The organism is Acinetobacter sp. 70_2, assembly GCF_056736115.1.
Map to the genome: position 1 here is coordinate 1,737,268 of NZ_JBWZIP010000015.1, position 12,890 is coordinate 1,750,157.

The 12,890-nt window shown below is 36.6% G+C and carries 16 protein-coding genes; 7 read left to right on the forward strand and 9 right to left on the reverse strand.

Annotated elements, in window-relative coordinates; all coding sequences use genetic code 11:
- Positions 1–62 precede the first annotated feature (62 nt).
- Complete coding sequence (locus AC1PJ9_RS17245; protein ID WP_311087930.1) at positions 63–491, forward strand: GNAT family N-acetyltransferase; 429 nt, start codon at positions 63–65, stop codon at positions 489–491.
- Between the two features lie 110 nt (positions 492–601).
- Here the strand turns inward: AC1PJ9_RS17245 and AC1PJ9_RS17250 are convergent, their stop codons facing one another.
- Positions 602–1,015, reverse strand: coding sequence for a TetR-like C-terminal domain-containing protein (locus tag AC1PJ9_RS17250; RefSeq protein ID WP_311087931.1), 414 nt, complete (start codon positions 1,013–1,015; stop codon positions 602–604).
- Between the two features lie 38 nt (positions 1,016–1,053).
- Between AC1PJ9_RS17250 and AC1PJ9_RS17255 the strand changes: the two genes are divergently transcribed.
- Entirely contained in the window at positions 1,054–1,296 is a 243-nt protein-coding gene (locus AC1PJ9_RS17255; RefSeq protein ID WP_409070591.1) for a DUF6130 family protein, read from the forward strand.
- Between the two features lie 102 nt (positions 1,297–1,398).
- On the opposite strand, the gene AC1PJ9_RS17260 is transcribed toward AC1PJ9_RS17255, so the two are convergent.
- From AC1PJ9_RS17260 to AC1PJ9_RS17270, 3 genes are all read right to left on the reverse strand, one after another.
- Positions 1,399–1,857, reverse strand: coding sequence for a hypothetical protein (locus AC1PJ9_RS17260; protein ID WP_311087933.1), 459 nt, complete (start codon positions 1,855–1,857; stop codon positions 1,399–1,401).
- A gap of 251 nt (positions 1,858–2,108) precedes the next feature.
- Positions 2,109–2,303 carry a hypothetical protein gene (locus AC1PJ9_RS17265; RefSeq protein WP_217486288.1) on the reverse strand — a complete coding sequence of 65 codons (195 nt, stop codon included), beginning with the start codon at positions 2,301–2,303 and terminating at the stop codon, positions 2,109–2,111.
- 157 nt (positions 2,304–2,460) lie between these two features.
- The gene (locus AC1PJ9_RS17270; RefSeq protein WP_311087934.1) at positions 2,461–3,411 is read right to left on the reverse strand and encodes a 3-hydroxyacyl-CoA dehydrogenase NAD-binding domain-containing protein; all 951 of its coding nucleotides are present in this window, start codon (positions 3,409–3,411) and stop codon (positions 2,461–2,463) included.
- Between the two features lie 256 nt (positions 3,412–3,667).
- On the opposite strand from AC1PJ9_RS17270, the gene AC1PJ9_RS17275 reads away from it, so the two are divergent.
- Both AC1PJ9_RS17275 and AC1PJ9_RS17280 read left to right on the forward strand, forming a co-directional pair.
- Entirely contained in the window at positions 3,668–4,366 is a 699-nt protein-coding gene (locus AC1PJ9_RS17275; RefSeq protein ID WP_311087935.1) for a DUF1826 domain-containing protein, read from the forward strand.
- Positions 4,367–4,608: 242 nt separating this feature from the next.
- Positions 4,609–5,637 carry a MerR family transcriptional regulator gene (locus AC1PJ9_RS17280; protein WP_311087936.1) on the forward strand — a complete coding sequence of 343 codons (1,029 nt, stop codon included), beginning with the start codon at positions 4,609–4,611 and terminating at the stop codon, positions 5,635–5,637.
- A 166-nt stretch (positions 5,638–5,803) separates the two neighbouring features.
- Here AC1PJ9_RS17280 and AC1PJ9_RS17285 read toward each other — a convergent pair whose 3' ends face one another.
- The gene (locus AC1PJ9_RS17285) at positions 5,804–6,016 is read right to left on the reverse strand and encodes a cold-shock protein (RefSeq protein ID WP_002054492.1); all 213 of its coding nucleotides are present in this window, start codon (positions 6,014–6,016) and stop codon (positions 5,804–5,806) included.
- A 749-nt stretch (positions 6,017–6,765) separates the two neighbouring features.
- Between AC1PJ9_RS17285 and AC1PJ9_RS17290 the strand changes: the two genes are divergently transcribed.
- The gene (locus tag AC1PJ9_RS17290; protein ID WP_311087937.1) at positions 6,766–7,488 is read left to right on the forward strand and encodes a type 1 glutamine amidotransferase; all 723 of its coding nucleotides are present in this window, start codon (positions 6,766–6,768) and stop codon (positions 7,486–7,488) included.
- A gap of 176 nt (positions 7,489–7,664) precedes the next feature.
- Here AC1PJ9_RS17290 and metC read toward each other — a convergent pair whose 3' ends face one another.
- The 3 genes from metC to AC1PJ9_RS17305 form a co-directional block, all read right to left on the reverse strand.
- Positions 7,665–8,846, reverse strand: coding sequence for a cystathionine beta-lyase (gene metC, locus AC1PJ9_RS17295; protein ID WP_311087938.1), 1,182 nt, complete (start codon positions 8,844–8,846; stop codon positions 7,665–7,667).
- A 240-nt stretch (positions 8,847–9,086) separates the two neighbouring features.
- Positions 9,087–9,815: an AAA family ATPase gene (locus AC1PJ9_RS17300; protein WP_311087939.1), complete on the reverse strand. Its 729-nt coding sequence runs from the start codon at positions 9,813–9,815 to the stop codon at positions 9,087–9,089.
- 41 nt (positions 9,816–9,856) lie between these two features.
- Positions 9,857–10,327, reverse strand: coding sequence for an Lrp/AsnC family transcriptional regulator (locus AC1PJ9_RS17305; RefSeq protein ID WP_004702573.1), 471 nt, complete (start codon positions 10,325–10,327; stop codon positions 9,857–9,859).
- Between the two features lie 238 nt (positions 10,328–10,565).
- On the opposite strand from AC1PJ9_RS17305, the gene AC1PJ9_RS17310 reads away from it, so the two are divergent.
- Positions 10,566–10,886, forward strand: a complete 321-nt coding sequence (locus AC1PJ9_RS17310; protein WP_004702576.1) for a pyrimidine/purine nucleoside phosphorylase — start codon at positions 10,566–10,568, stop codon at positions 10,884–10,886.
- 121 nt (positions 10,887–11,007) lie between these two features.
- On the opposite strand, the gene AC1PJ9_RS17315 is transcribed toward AC1PJ9_RS17310, so the two are convergent.
- Positions 11,008–11,712, reverse strand: a complete 705-nt coding sequence (locus tag AC1PJ9_RS17315) for an SDR family oxidoreductase (protein ID WP_240060858.1) — start codon at positions 11,710–11,712, stop codon at positions 11,008–11,010.
- A 314-nt stretch (positions 11,713–12,026) separates the two neighbouring features.
- On the opposite strand from AC1PJ9_RS17315, the gene AC1PJ9_RS17320 reads away from it, so the two are divergent.
- Positions 12,027–12,845 (forward strand): isocitrate lyase/PEP mutase family protein, encoded by an 819-nt coding sequence (locus tag AC1PJ9_RS17320; protein WP_311087940.1) that lies wholly within the window; start codon positions 12,027–12,029, stop codon positions 12,843–12,845.
- The last annotated feature ends 45 nt before the right edge of the window (positions 12,846–12,890 follow it).

The window sequence follows — 12,890 nt, forward strand, 5'->3', positions numbered from 1 at the left end:
TTTTATAGCTATCATCGAAAAGCCAAACTTAAAAATTACAGATAGTACTTATAGGAAGAGTAATGGAAATTTCATTAAGACTTGCTAACGCTGCTGATATCAAAGCTATAAACAAACGTTATGCTGAGGTTGATTTTGTTCCATCACATGAAGATGAACTTATTGTACTCGCCTCTATTGGTGATAAAACTGTTGGACAAGGTAGAGTTGTGTCTATTGATTCGAATAGCGGCGAACTCGGTGGAATTTATGTTTTCCCTGACAATGAAGGGTTAGGCATCGCCCGTAAAGTGGTCGATTTCTTAATTAAAAACTCGGATTTTTCTGTGCTTTACTGTCTACCTTTTGCAGAACTAGAAAGTTTTTACGGTTCGATGGGTTTTGTTCCCGTGAAAGACATGGCTCAGGTTCCTCAAGCTGTAATCAAAAAACATGAGTGGTGTAATAGTAATTACGACAAACCTGTTTTACTTTTAGAAAGAAGTAAATGATGTAAAACTCATAAAAAACCGCCCCAGAAGGCGGTTGCTGAGTATAAACCAGTAGGCATTGCCCACCCTATTTATGACATTGAGCACGACTTAGAAATCAGAATGAAATCTCAACGTTTGAGGCGATCAATTTGTTCATTGATCAGACGTTGTGCAAGCCCAAGGTAGTTCCCTGACTCAACGTCCCAACTCTGTAACTGCCCATCAATGTTCATACGGGCAAGGCCATAAGCCAATGCACGAGTAGATAACAAGGCATCTTCAGCCGAAATACCGACGAGCTCTCCACTCGATACAGCATCATTCAACAGTTGTCGCATCTGACGACGAATCTTGTCGTTGGATGCCCGAAGCCCACTTCCCTCGAAATCGATGACGGCGCGTGTGGAAATCACTTGAAAGTGATGCGGATTTTCAAAGGCCCAAATCAGGAATGCCTGTCCCAATGCACGGTATTGCTCTAAGGGTGAGAGACTCGCTGCTTGTGTGAGTGCCTGATCGATTTGCATGGTGAGACGAACCATAGCCTCTTCTGCGACCGCATTCAGCAGTGCAGTTCTCGATGGAAAATGGAGATGCGGCGCTCGCGGTTAAACCAAAACTCGGCCACCTGCACGTTTCGCTTGATCACAATTCTTGGCATTGGGTACAAGCATCTGAAGAGCCAATCGTCCTTCAGGGACTAGCTCCCGGTGAACATACGGTTTCCATTGATTTAGCTGATGCAACACATCAAGTGTTAGATCATCAGACATTGACGTTTGTAACCACAAACATAGATTCTAGAAATACGCATCCCCATTGACCAGTAATGGTGCACCCATAAAAAAACCGCCCCAGAAGGCGGTCGCTGAGTATAAACCAGCAGGTATATAGAAGTATGGTGGACGAATACTTCTATATTCTTTTATGAAGGAGTTTTCTCGGTTTTCAGAAAATCTTTCGATTTAAAATAATTAATAATCATATCCGCATGCTCTTCTTTTTGAGGAGCAGCTGTCACAGGAAATGATTCTTTCGTCATTTTAAATCCGTACGGGATGAGCTGTGAAATTGGTGGAAATTTGGGTTTCCCTCCTTCTGTAATCCGCTCGATAAAACTTGCTAACCAGAGTAAATACTCTCCTTCATTTTCAAACTTAGGCATGACACTTAAATCGACTTTGACTTTACATTCACTAAGAGGCTTGGTGAGCTGTTCATCAAAATCAATATAATTAAACTTAAGTTTAAACTCAGTCCCTTTAATGGCCTTACGTATCTGACTGATTAAACAATTCAGATTTTGTGTAAGGTCATTGGTGAATAAGTCGTCTTTTTTAATATTCTTATAAACCTTTTCAGCCACGGCTAAATACTTTGGCATTTTTACCCTCCTCAATCTCAATTGTTATAAAGTTTTGATCTTAAAATGTTTTATGGTTCTGATTATGGTGAAACAAATGTAAAGGAGTGAAACATTATTATAGTCGAAAGTAAGTAGTTAAAGCCTTATGTAAACATCACTAAACAATCACATAAAAAAAGTATGGTTTTGATAACTCATCCGCAATTTTTCTAAATTATTAAGATGTTTTGAAATATTTATTTTCAATTAAAATTTACCATTTGGTAAAATTAATACGGTCGCATTTGCTGATCTCGTCTTACCAACCCCAAAACTGATCTACGAACTCTAATTTCTTCTTCAGAAAATGGTAAATGTTCTTTTAACTCATCTATAGAAAGAGAATTATTTTCTATTAAAAAACAGTCTTGTTCGGTCGTCCAATGTGAAGCCACCGATTCAGTTTGCTTGTAGTAACGTTTCATATACCTGAGTAAATTTATGACCATAAAAAGCTTAAGCATACAGCAAGCTCTTTATAAGTTTTGAGCAGAAAGAAGAATAGGAATACTACCGAAATACGCCACAATAAAAAAGCCAAACATTGCAGTAAAGCCCTGTTTGGCACTTCTAAAAATGAGTTTAATCTAACTCTAGCTGTTGTCTTAGTTTAAGAATATCGACTAGCCCTTTATCTCTTTTTTGATATAAATCGACATCTTTATAATGTGTTAAAAGCTCTTTGGTTTGTTCTTCTAACAACTCTGTCGTTTCTTCTGAGTGTTGGAAAGCCTGCATATCATTCCACCATTCGGTCATAGGTGGCCCAAGGTGATGAATTGCCTCTTTAAAGCCTTTCTGGTTCGCAAGCTCCATATTTATATAGGGGCCAAATAATGCCCATCTCAGCCCTGGCCCACTGGTAATTGCGATATCAACATCTTCGGCTGAACACACTCCTTCTTTAACCAAGGAAAAAGCTTCTCGCCATAAGGCCGCTTGCAAGCGGTTCGCGACATGCCCCTTTACTTCTTTATTTAAAATAATCGGGTGTTTGCCTAGTCCTTGATAAAACTCGGAAGCGTGCTTTAAAAACTGTGGATCTGTTAAATTTCCGCCTACTATTTCAACCAAAGGTAACAGATGAGGTGGGTTAAATGGATGGCCTAAAAGTATACGCTCGGGATGAGCTGCTTCTTTTTGAAAGTCTGAAACTTTTAGGCCTGAAGAACTTGAGGCAATCAGTGTCTTTTGTGGACAATATGACGTGATGTCTTGATATAACTTTTGCTTTACGTCCAAACGCTCCGGTGCATTTTCTTGAATAAAATCGACATCGGTTACGGCATCTTTTAAGTTGTTGTGAAGCTCTAGATTTGAAAGAACATCTTGTAAAGAATGGCTAGACTGCTTTTGCAAATCTAAATCTCGTAAATCTTTTAAATTTGCTTGTATTCTCTTTTTAAATAATTCTTCATCTATGGGGTATGGGTCATATACCTTTACCTTAAAGCCTTTATATAAAAATAATGCTGTCCAACTTGCGCCAATGACACCAACACCAACCACACCGATTGTTTTAATTTCTTCCATAGTTTCCTCGCGACCCTATTACTTTTAAAAACTGTCCTTATTTCCTTACACGACCATAAAAATAGTCGACTTATCATCTTATCTTGGTTACTTAAAGCCATTTTATAATAGGCAAGCTGAACCCAAAGTTCATATCATTATTGTACTTTTCTTGCATTATATTCATTTTTAACAGCTAAAATTGCGGCTAAAGATTGCAGCCCTAGAAGCGCTAAACGTGTATGATTGGCAGGGTTTTGAGCGATTTAAATTTCATATGACAAATACATTTTCTGACCACAAGCAAGTTGAAGTGGTGTCTACTTTTGCTGAACTTGTAAATACACATTTTCAGGGAGATAAGAATGCTATTTGTTGGCACAGAAATTTGCTTGGCGACTTTAAAGAAATTGTGGCTAAGCTTGAGTTAAAAGAAAATATTACCGAAATTTCTACTGAAGACCTGTTAGCACTTGAGCTTTCAGAACAAGGTAATTTGGCTCGAGACGTTATTTTAAAAGACATGCAGCTTTTAACTGATATGGGTGCATCACCTGTACTTAATTTACTTAAACATTATGAACGTGATGAAGAGCTAGATTTTATTTCAACAGATGTCTATTCATTTCATGTTGATCGTTCCCCTATAGAAACTGATACTTTTTTATGTACTTATCACGGTGCGGCTAGCGATATTGTGCTTAATGATCAGGTTGAGCAAAAAGTTTTAATTCCAGAAATTAGAGAAAAACTCAAAGCATTACACGACGGCCCAGAAGCGGAATTTGAAAGCTTTTTAGCAGAGTATTTTTTTGATTTACATTACCAGCCTAAACCGAATGCCCAACCTGTAAATTTAGGTACGGGACATATTTGGCGTTTAGCAGTAGATCATCCCACTCAAAAGGTTTTGCCTTGTGTTCATCGAGCTCCAATTGAAAAAGATGACGAGTATCGGTTGCTACTCATCTGTTAATTTCCGACATATTGCTAATTTTAAAGACTTAAATATTTGTTCTTTCATTATTGAATTGGCTTAAAGTCAATTTATATTAAAAAGCATTTCTAATTTCTCGTCGTTCACTCCAATAATGAATAAAATAAATTTGAATATTTACTAAAGCGAAAATAATGAAAAATTATGATTTAAAGTAGTTGACCCTCACGTAACGTAAGCCCCTAGCATAAAACATGCCTAAGGAAGAAGGAGCTAAAAAGATGCTGTTAAAAGTTGGTGAATTGGCTAAACAAACAGGACTTACTGTCCGTGCTCTTCATCACTATGACGATATCGGTTTACTTCAGCCTTCGGTCCGTTCCGATGCTGGTTATCGACTATATACCCGTAAAGACATTACTCGTTTGCATCAAATTCAAGCATTACGAGGAATGGGAATGTCGTTAGCCGAAATCCATACGGTTCTTGAAGACCCCAATCTTGCGCTTTTACCCATTATTGATCAGCAGATTCAAGCAATTGATCAGAGACTGAACGAGCAAAAGAAATTGCGAAATCAGCTCAGTAAATTGAAATCTCAGATTATGAGTGGTGAAGAACTTGGTTTGGAGGATTGGCTAAAAACAATGGAGCTTATAGCAATGTTTGAGAAATACTTTACGAAAGAAGAGCTTGAAAAACTTACTTTCTTACAAGCAGGTAGTAAAAGTCACCAAGAATGGCAAGAGTTAACTCAGGCAGCAAATGCACTATTTAATGCTGGCGAACCATCTAATAGTGAAGCCGCTCAAGATCTGGCACGAAAGTGGATGAAAACTCTTGAGCATAATACGCGAGCTAACCCCGAATGGCTTGTTAAATTAAATGCCATAAATTCAGCCGAGCCTGAATTTCAGGAAAAATTAGGAGTTACACCAGAAGTTGTTGAGTTTTTACTTCAAGCGTTTTCTGAAAGTAAGCTGAGTATTTTTGCCCGCTATTTATCTGACAATGAATTTGCTTTTCTAAAAGAAAACTACATTCGTGAGATGAAAAAATGGCCTCAATTGTTGGTCGATATTGAAAAATTGATTGATGCCGAAGTCCAACCAGATAGTGAAGGTGCACGGCGTTTGGCTCAACAATGGCTTTCTATGCTACAAGGCTATGCTGGTAATAACCCAAGTACTCAAGAAAAAATTCGTAAGGCAATGCAAAATGAACCGAGCCTTGCGGACGGCACTTGGCTCAAACCAGTTACCCTACAATTTCTGGAAAAAGCAGTAGCAGCTTTAATGCGCAGTGCTTAGTTCTATCAGGTTAAATCATTCTTTTTATACTAATAAGGGTGGTTTTCCCTAGGTTATTAAAGTAATTATTCAATATCGAATTTAAAATCGAGAAAGAAAAGCTAAACCTTATTGCCAAAAAAAAGCCCTCTAAAGAGGGCTTTTTTTATTTATTCTACAGAAATAATTACTGTGGAATAATGTTAGTAGCGCTAGGGCCTTTTTGACCTTGCACAACATTAAAAGTCACACGTTGACCTTCATGTAAAGTTTTGAAGCCAGAAGATGCGATTTCTTTGAAGTGAGCAAAAACGTCTGGACCAGAATCTTGTTGAATGAAACCAAAACCTTTAGTTTCGTTGAACCACTTAACTGTACCAGTAGCTGTGTTGTTAGACATGATATACATCCTATTGAATTTTAAGAACTTAATGTCATGAGACATGACGGGTTTAACTTGGAAAAAATAACGAATTGAGCTTAAGATCTTAAAAACGGAGGATTATGAATAAAGCTTCGATACTAAAAGAGGATTTACTAAACTAATAAGTCTTTTTTCTAGTTAAGCTAATTATACACCAAAAAATCACTTATACAAACTTTTTATATGAATTATTTATTACGACTATACTAAACATTTGTTTACATCTGTACAAATAATTACACTTTATGATCTAAACATATAACATTTTATTTGTTATAGCCCCTTCTTAAATCTTAGATTTATATTAATTTAAAACCTTTATCCGGCTTAACAGTATTGATTAATTACAATAACTTAGGCTATGTCTCTGTCCTACTCTATAATATTACTAAATATTATGATTACCCTATACTATTCAAAAACTATCACGGTTAAAAATATATAAGAATATAAATATTATTAAAAACACTATTAGAATAAATATAAATCAAATTAATTTTAAAATAAAAATTCAATCATTATTATATTTTAACCAGTATCGTTAAAATCATTATTAAATAAACAGTCTGTTGTAAGCGCCTTTTCATAGGCACATCACCCTTTCACTGGACCATATAACTTTAAAAAACTGGATGTATTCATTAGGCCATAGGCTCCGTAACCTATCTTTGGCTTATATCTAGCAATGAACCTATCTATACACTCTTTAAATTTTGAGGACTATCATGCGCCTACATTTTATTGTTCATGAAGATTTTGAAGCACCTGGTGCATATGAAATTTGGGGTCAAAATAATCACTTCAAAATGACATATTCAAGAGTGTATTTAAATGAAGAATTACCTTCTACGGTTGAAGAAATTGATTTTCTTATTGTGATGGGTGGGCCGCAAAGTCCAGATACGACCATTGAAGCATGTTCTCATTTTAATTCACTCGCTGAACAAGCTGTCATTAGGAAAGCCATCCAAGCAAACAAAGTTGTTTTAGGGATATGTTTAGGTTCACAGCTCATCGGTGAAGCTTTAGGTGCCAAGTTTGAACATAGCCCTGAAAGAGAGATTGGTAAGTTTCCTATTATGCTGACAGAGTACGGTTTTAAACATTCTCTATTCTCACATTTAGGAAAAATGACAGAGGTTGGCCACTGGCACAATGATATGCCCGGGTTAACGAGCGATGCAAAAATTATTGCTTTTAGTGCAGGTTGTCCGCGACAAATCGTTGAATATTCGAAATTAGTTTATGGTTTGCAGTGTCATATGGAGCTAACCCCTGAAGTCGTCGAATTACTCATTCAACATTCAGCAACTGAACTCGATCAAGCTCATGATTATAAATTTGTTAACACCCGTGAAGAATTAAGAAAACACGATTACCAAGAAATGAATCAAAATCTATTTATTTTTCTAGATAAATTAAAATATGAATATTTACAACTCAACTAAATCACAGTAAAGCCCTTTTATCAGGGCTTTCTTTCGTGAAGTGAGTTGAGCTGTCATGCAGTTAGCAATAGAGACCCAAGTAGTAGATGGTCGCTATACAACATCTAATAAAATAATAGCGCCTGTCACACATGAAGCGGCTGATATGCAAAGTTAGCTTTTAGGTTTTAAGACGGCTATATCACACTTTCAACACGCATTTGTTCTGCGCACTGTAGGGCATGTTGCAAATCTTTTTGTAAATCGACCACCGATTCTAGTCCAATATTTAAGCGCACCAAATAGCCATCTTTGGGTAGTTTGGTATGAGTTCGATAAGCTTGCCCAACAGGTAAAATCAAACTTTCAAACCCACCCCAAGACAAACCAATGTGAAATAATTGCAACGAATCAAAGAATTTTTGCACATAGGAAGGTTCAGATTCTTTTAAATAAAAAGCAAATACTCCAGATGAACCATGAAAATCTCTTAACCACAAATCATGATAAGGACTAGTTTCTAAGGCAGGATGAAGCACTTCCTTAATAGCCGGATGTGTTGCTAGAAATTGAGCAATAGTTAGAGCACTATCTTGATGCTGCTTTAACCTTACCGCTAAACTTCGCAAGCCCCGTGAAGCCAAATAAATGTCGTCTGGGCTTGTGGTCTCACCAAACAAATGTCCAGTTTTAGCGAGTTGTTCATATGTTTCGGCGTTTGCAGTAGCCACACCCATTAGAATGTCAGAATGACCGCCAATGTATTTGGTTACGGACTGAATAGAAATATCAGCACCATGCTTTAACGGTTGAAAAAGTAACGGCGTTGCCCAAGAGTTATCAACTAATACTTTTGCGCCGTATTGATGGCTAATTGCAGAAATTGCTGCTACATCACTCAATTCAAATGTCATTGAACCCGGAGACTCAATAAACACCACACTAGTACGATGATTAATTTTTTCGGTTAATGCCTCAAGACTGGTAGAGTCAAAATATTCAACACTTACCCCCATACGAACTAAGATATTGTCAGCAAAATTTCGTGTTGGGCCGTAGATATTATCGGCAATCAAGACATGACTATTTGTTTCTACACAAGCCATAAGTGTATGTGTACATGCCGATAAGCCAGATGGAAACACCATACTACCCGCACCACCCTCAAGCGCACTGATTGCACTTTCAAAAGATTTAGCTGTTGCGGCGCCGAAACGGCCATAATGTCGATATACTCCACCATTTCGTTTAAATTCTTCCCACTCACTAAAGCTATTTACAACAATAGTAGAACCACGAAAAACAGGTGTGTTGACTAGACCATCAAAGCGCTCGGGTGTTCGTCCTAAATTAATGACATCTGTACTGAATTGATTCACTTTTATATTCCGAGAAACATATCAACTTTATTACCAATTGATGATAGTGAGATTTCAATGGATATAAATTTTAATCTTTTCTATTTTTTATCCTGATATTAGATTTTTATTTCCTATTTTTATTTAAAATTAGAATTTTAATCTAATATTCATTTCTAAGAGCAAAATATGATTTTATAGCGTCCTTTGCATTGATCTGCCTGTTGTTCGAACTTGCTGTTCTGAAAGGTACTTTTCACACTATTCTTCATCCATGATTTGCTGGATACGTTTTTGGTAATTATTTAAAAAATCATGCATCACGCGGAAATGTTCCGTTTGCTCATACTGGATTTCACGGATTCCAGTGTCAGAAAAGTGATAGATTTTAGCGTTGGGATAAGCCAGTAAAATTGGGGAATGTGTTGCAATGATGAGTTGTGACTGTTTTTTGCATAATTCATGAATAGCCGACAAAGCGACAAATTGCATAGTAGGTGAAAGAGCTGCTTCAGGTTCATCTAATAAATAAAGCCCCTCACCTTGTAATTTATTGGTCAGCAACTTTAAAAAACTTTCCCCATGTGAACAAGCATGGATATTGCCACCATAACTTTTTACATAGTTCAGTTCATTCATATATGTGCCGACATTGTAATAACTTTCGGCTCTTAAAAAGTAATAGTCTTTAGGCTTTTTAAAGCTTTTAATCATTCTTAAATACTGAAATAACCCTGATGAACTACTCGCTGAATTAAGTCGCACGTTTAGAGTGCCGCCCTCTTCGGAAAAGCCAAGTGCCAAAGCGATGGCTTCCATAATCGTCGACTTACCAGAGCCATTTTCACCAACGAAAAAAGTAACGTCTGGATGGAAGCTTAATTGTTCAATATCATTAACGGCTGGTATCGCAAAAGGATAAATTGACCAGTCTGCCTGCATATTTGCTTTAATTTGTACCGAACGTAAATAAGGCTTAGCTTCTAGCATTTTTGCTGGTCCTTAATTTTTAATAGTATTCGCAGTTTTTATTAGAAAAAATTTAAAGGAAGTTCTGTCGTATATTTAATTTGCTCCATGGCAAAACTAGAACTCACATCGGCCAAACCATTAATTTCAATTAATTTTTTATAAACTTTATCGAACTCAGCAACATCCGATACGGCGACTTTAAGTAAATAATCTGTTTCACCTGCCATTCTATAAACTTCAATAACTTCATCTATGCTATAGATATGAGAATGAAATTTTTGAATCCACTCAATATTGTGTTGTGCAGTTTTAATAAACACCATCACAATCACATTAATATTGAGTTTTTTACGGTCTAGCAAAGCGACTTTTGCACGGATAATACCCTCTTCTTCCATTTTATGTATTCTGCGCCAGCAAGCCGTATTGCTTAATCCCACTTTTTCAGCAATATCACCTATTGCTAATGTGCAGTCCTTCTGTAGAAGATCTAATATTACACGGTCATATTTATCTAAATTTAACTTCATACCTTCAAGCTTCTCTGCACTATGTATTTGCAATAAATCAAATCAATGAACAATATATTAGATTGTTATTCTAATTTTAATAAAAAAGATATTTACCTATATTTTAAATGATCTTCGTGCATTCGAGACGCATTTATTTCTATTGTCTACCTAACAATCTATTTTTAAAGCTTGAAAGTTTAGATGAGCTTTTATTATTATCTTGTACATATTCGGTACAATAAAAGAGACAAGAAAAATGCCAAATCAATTTGATGCTGTTTCTATAACAAAAAAAGCGAATGTTCATTACGAAGGACACTCTATTAGCCATGTTATTGAACTTGAAGACGGTACAAAAAAGACTTTAGGTGTGATTCTTCCAACAGAGAAAGCTTTAACTTTTAAGACCCACGTTTCGGAACGCATTGAGATTATTTCAGGAAAATGTAGTGTTCAAATTGGCGATGATCCGGATACTAAAGTCTATTCAAGTGGTGAGTCTTTTAATGTTCCAGAAAATAGTAAATTTAAAATTATCACAGATGAAGTTATTGATTACGTCTGCCATTTAGAATGAATTAAAATTACAAAGTCATACCTTTCATAGGATGTGGTTTTCCTATGAATATGTTCATCTTTTCTTAAAACTAGACAAGATGAAGTTTAAATTTTTAGTACCTAAGCACTTTTACAATTATCTATAAGCTTCCACCACCATCAACATTGAGAACTTGGCCAGTAATAAAACCTGCATGATCTGATAATAAAAAAGCGACTGCATGTGCAACATCTTGTGGAGTACCAATCCTTCCCAAAGGAATACTTTCTAATATCGCTTTTTCAGCTTCACTTCCAACGGGTCGGGTTTTTCTAAAAAGTTCCGTTTCAATTGGCCCCGGCGCGATACAGTTTACCGTTATACCAAACTCAGCCAACTCAAGTGCCCAAGTTTTAGTACACCCGACCAATGCACTTTTTGCTGCCGAGTATGCTGTCCGTTGTTTTGCTCCGTAAATTGCCCTGCTGCCAATATTAATAATTCGCCCAAAGCGCTGTTCTTTTAGTTGCGCAACAAAATGCTGAGTCACTTGTATAGCAGCTCTTACATTTAAGTTCCAAACTTCCTCTAAGGCAAGGAAGGAAATCTGGCCCAAAGGTTGGGGCAAACTAATTCCTGAGTTATTTACGATTCCATGTATGACATGAGATTTAGCAATTAAAGCTAAGGTTTCTTCAGTCTGTTCAATATTGGATAAATCACAACTAAAAAGCTGTCCGGGAAAGTCTATATGGTCGATATTTCTGGCAATACCAATCACGTGATGCCCCTGCAAGGACAGTTCGTCGCTAATTGCTTTTCCAATACCTTTCGTAGCGCCTGTAACTAAATAAGTGTTTTTCATAGCGGATCCTTATTAGACATAAAATAGTTTCTGGTTGGTTCTCCCCTGTTAACTACAAAAATAATAAAACACTCACTATGATTTTTTATGACGATAAGCAGATTTATATAAACTCAAGAAAACTATAATCAATATCTCCAAAATGGACATGACTTTATTTTGATTTTCTTATTTGAAATTAAGAAGTGGTTGTATTTGTATACGTTAAAAAGTTGTTATAGTCATTCGACTTGAATTGATCTTTCAAGCTCTTAGTTTAAAGACAAAATTGAGTGGCTAAGTTTAAGTAAATACATTAAAAAGAGTAGGAAATAATGAAAAATTCAGTCGATGAGAAAAGAAGAATTTTCCGCGATCTCCATAAAGACGGATGCTTTATTTTACCCAACCCTTGGGATGCAGGCAGCGCAAAAATACTCGAACAACTGGGCTATAAAGCACTGGCAACAACAAGCTCAGGTTATGCATGGTCTTGCGGAAAGGCCGATGGTCAACTCGACCGAGATGAAACTTTGGCTCATCTACGTTATATGGTTCAGTCCACCAACCTACCTATAAATGCTGATTTTGAAAGTGGCTTTTCAGATACCACTCAAGGCGTCATTGAAAATGTTCTGATGGCAATTGATACAGGTATAGCGGGTATTTCTATTGAGGATTCGACTGGAAATAGTGAAAAGCCGCTTCGTGATATTCCTGACGCAGTTGAAAGAATACGAGCAGCACGCTTAGCAATCGACCAAAGTGGAACTAACGTCATGCTTATTGGTCGTGCTGAAAACTTCTTTGTGGGTGTACCCGATTTAGAAGATACCATTAACAGGTTAAAAGCATATTCAGAAGCTGGTGCTGACTGCCTGTATGCGCCTGGTATTAAAACTCGTGAACAAATCATCGCTGTGGTGAATGCCGTTTCACCAAAACCTGTAAACGTTTTAATTGGTTGGGATAGTGATTTAACAGCAGCAGAGCTTGCAGACTTAGGTGTAAGACGTATTAGTCTTGGTGGAGCATTAGCTCGTTCAGCTTGGGATGGTTTTATTAAAACAGCAAGTGCGATTGCCGAGTCAGGTAATTTCCATTCGCTCAATACTTCGGTTTCAAGTGGCGATCTTAATAGTCGATTTAAATAAGATTTGGATAAACCTCTTTATTTAGTACCTTTTAGCTAGGACCTC

Bases quoted from the DNA above. Each gene is read 5' to 3' on its own strand.
- AC1PJ9_RS17260 (WP_311087933.1), bottom strand. From the start codon at position 1,857: ATGCCAAAGTATTTAGCCGTGGCTGAAAAGGTTTATAAGAATATTAAA.
- AC1PJ9_RS17305 (WP_004702573.1), bottom strand. From the start codon at position 10,327: ATGAAGTTAAATTTAGATAAATATGACCGTGTAATATTAGATCTTCTA.
- AC1PJ9_RS17285 (WP_002054492.1), bottom strand. From the start codon at position 6,016: ATGTCTAACAACACAGCTACTGGTACAGTTAAGTGGTTCAACGAAACT.
- AC1PJ9_RS17320 (WP_311087940.1), top strand. From the start codon at position 12,027: ATGAAAAATTCAGTCGATGAGAAAAGAAGAATTTTCCGCGATCTCCAT.
- AC1PJ9_RS17245 (WP_311087930.1), top strand. From the start codon at position 63: ATGGAAATTTCATTAAGACTTGCTAACGCTGCTGATATCAAAGCTATA.
- AC1PJ9_RS17290 (WP_311087937.1), top strand. From the start codon at position 6,766: ATGCGCCTACATTTTATTGTTCATGAAGATTTTGAAGCACCTGGTGCA.
- AC1PJ9_RS17300 (WP_311087939.1), bottom strand. From the start codon at position 9,815: ATGCTAGAAGCTAAGCCTTATTTACGTTCGGTACAAATTAAAGCAAAT.
- AC1PJ9_RS17265 (WP_217486288.1), bottom strand. From the start codon at position 2,303: ATGAAACGTTACTACAAGCAAACTGAATCGGTGGCTTCACATTGGACG.
- AC1PJ9_RS17255 (WP_409070591.1), top strand. From the start codon at position 1,054: ATGGAAAATGGAGATGCGGCGCTCGCGGTTAAACCAAAACTCGGCCAC.
- AC1PJ9_RS17310 (WP_004702576.1), top strand. From the start codon at position 10,566: ATGCCAAATCAATTTGATGCTGTTTCTATAACAAAAAAAGCGAATGTT.
- AC1PJ9_RS17280 (WP_311087936.1), top strand. From the start codon at position 4,609: ATGCTGTTAAAAGTTGGTGAATTGGCTAAACAAACAGGACTTACTGTC.
- AC1PJ9_RS17250 (WP_311087931.1), bottom strand. From the start codon at position 1,015: ATGGTTCGTCTCACCATGCAAATCGATCAGGCACTCACACAAGCAGCG.
- AC1PJ9_RS17315 (WP_240060858.1), bottom strand. From the start codon at position 11,712: ATGAAAAACACTTATTTAGTTACAGGCGCTACGAAAGGTATTGGAAAA.
- AC1PJ9_RS17275 (WP_311087935.1), top strand. From the start codon at position 3,668: ATGACAAATACATTTTCTGACCACAAGCAAGTTGAAGTGGTGTCTACT.
- AC1PJ9_RS17270 (WP_311087934.1), bottom strand. From the start codon at position 3,411: ATGGAAGAAATTAAAACAATCGGTGTGGTTGGTGTTGGTGTCATTGGC.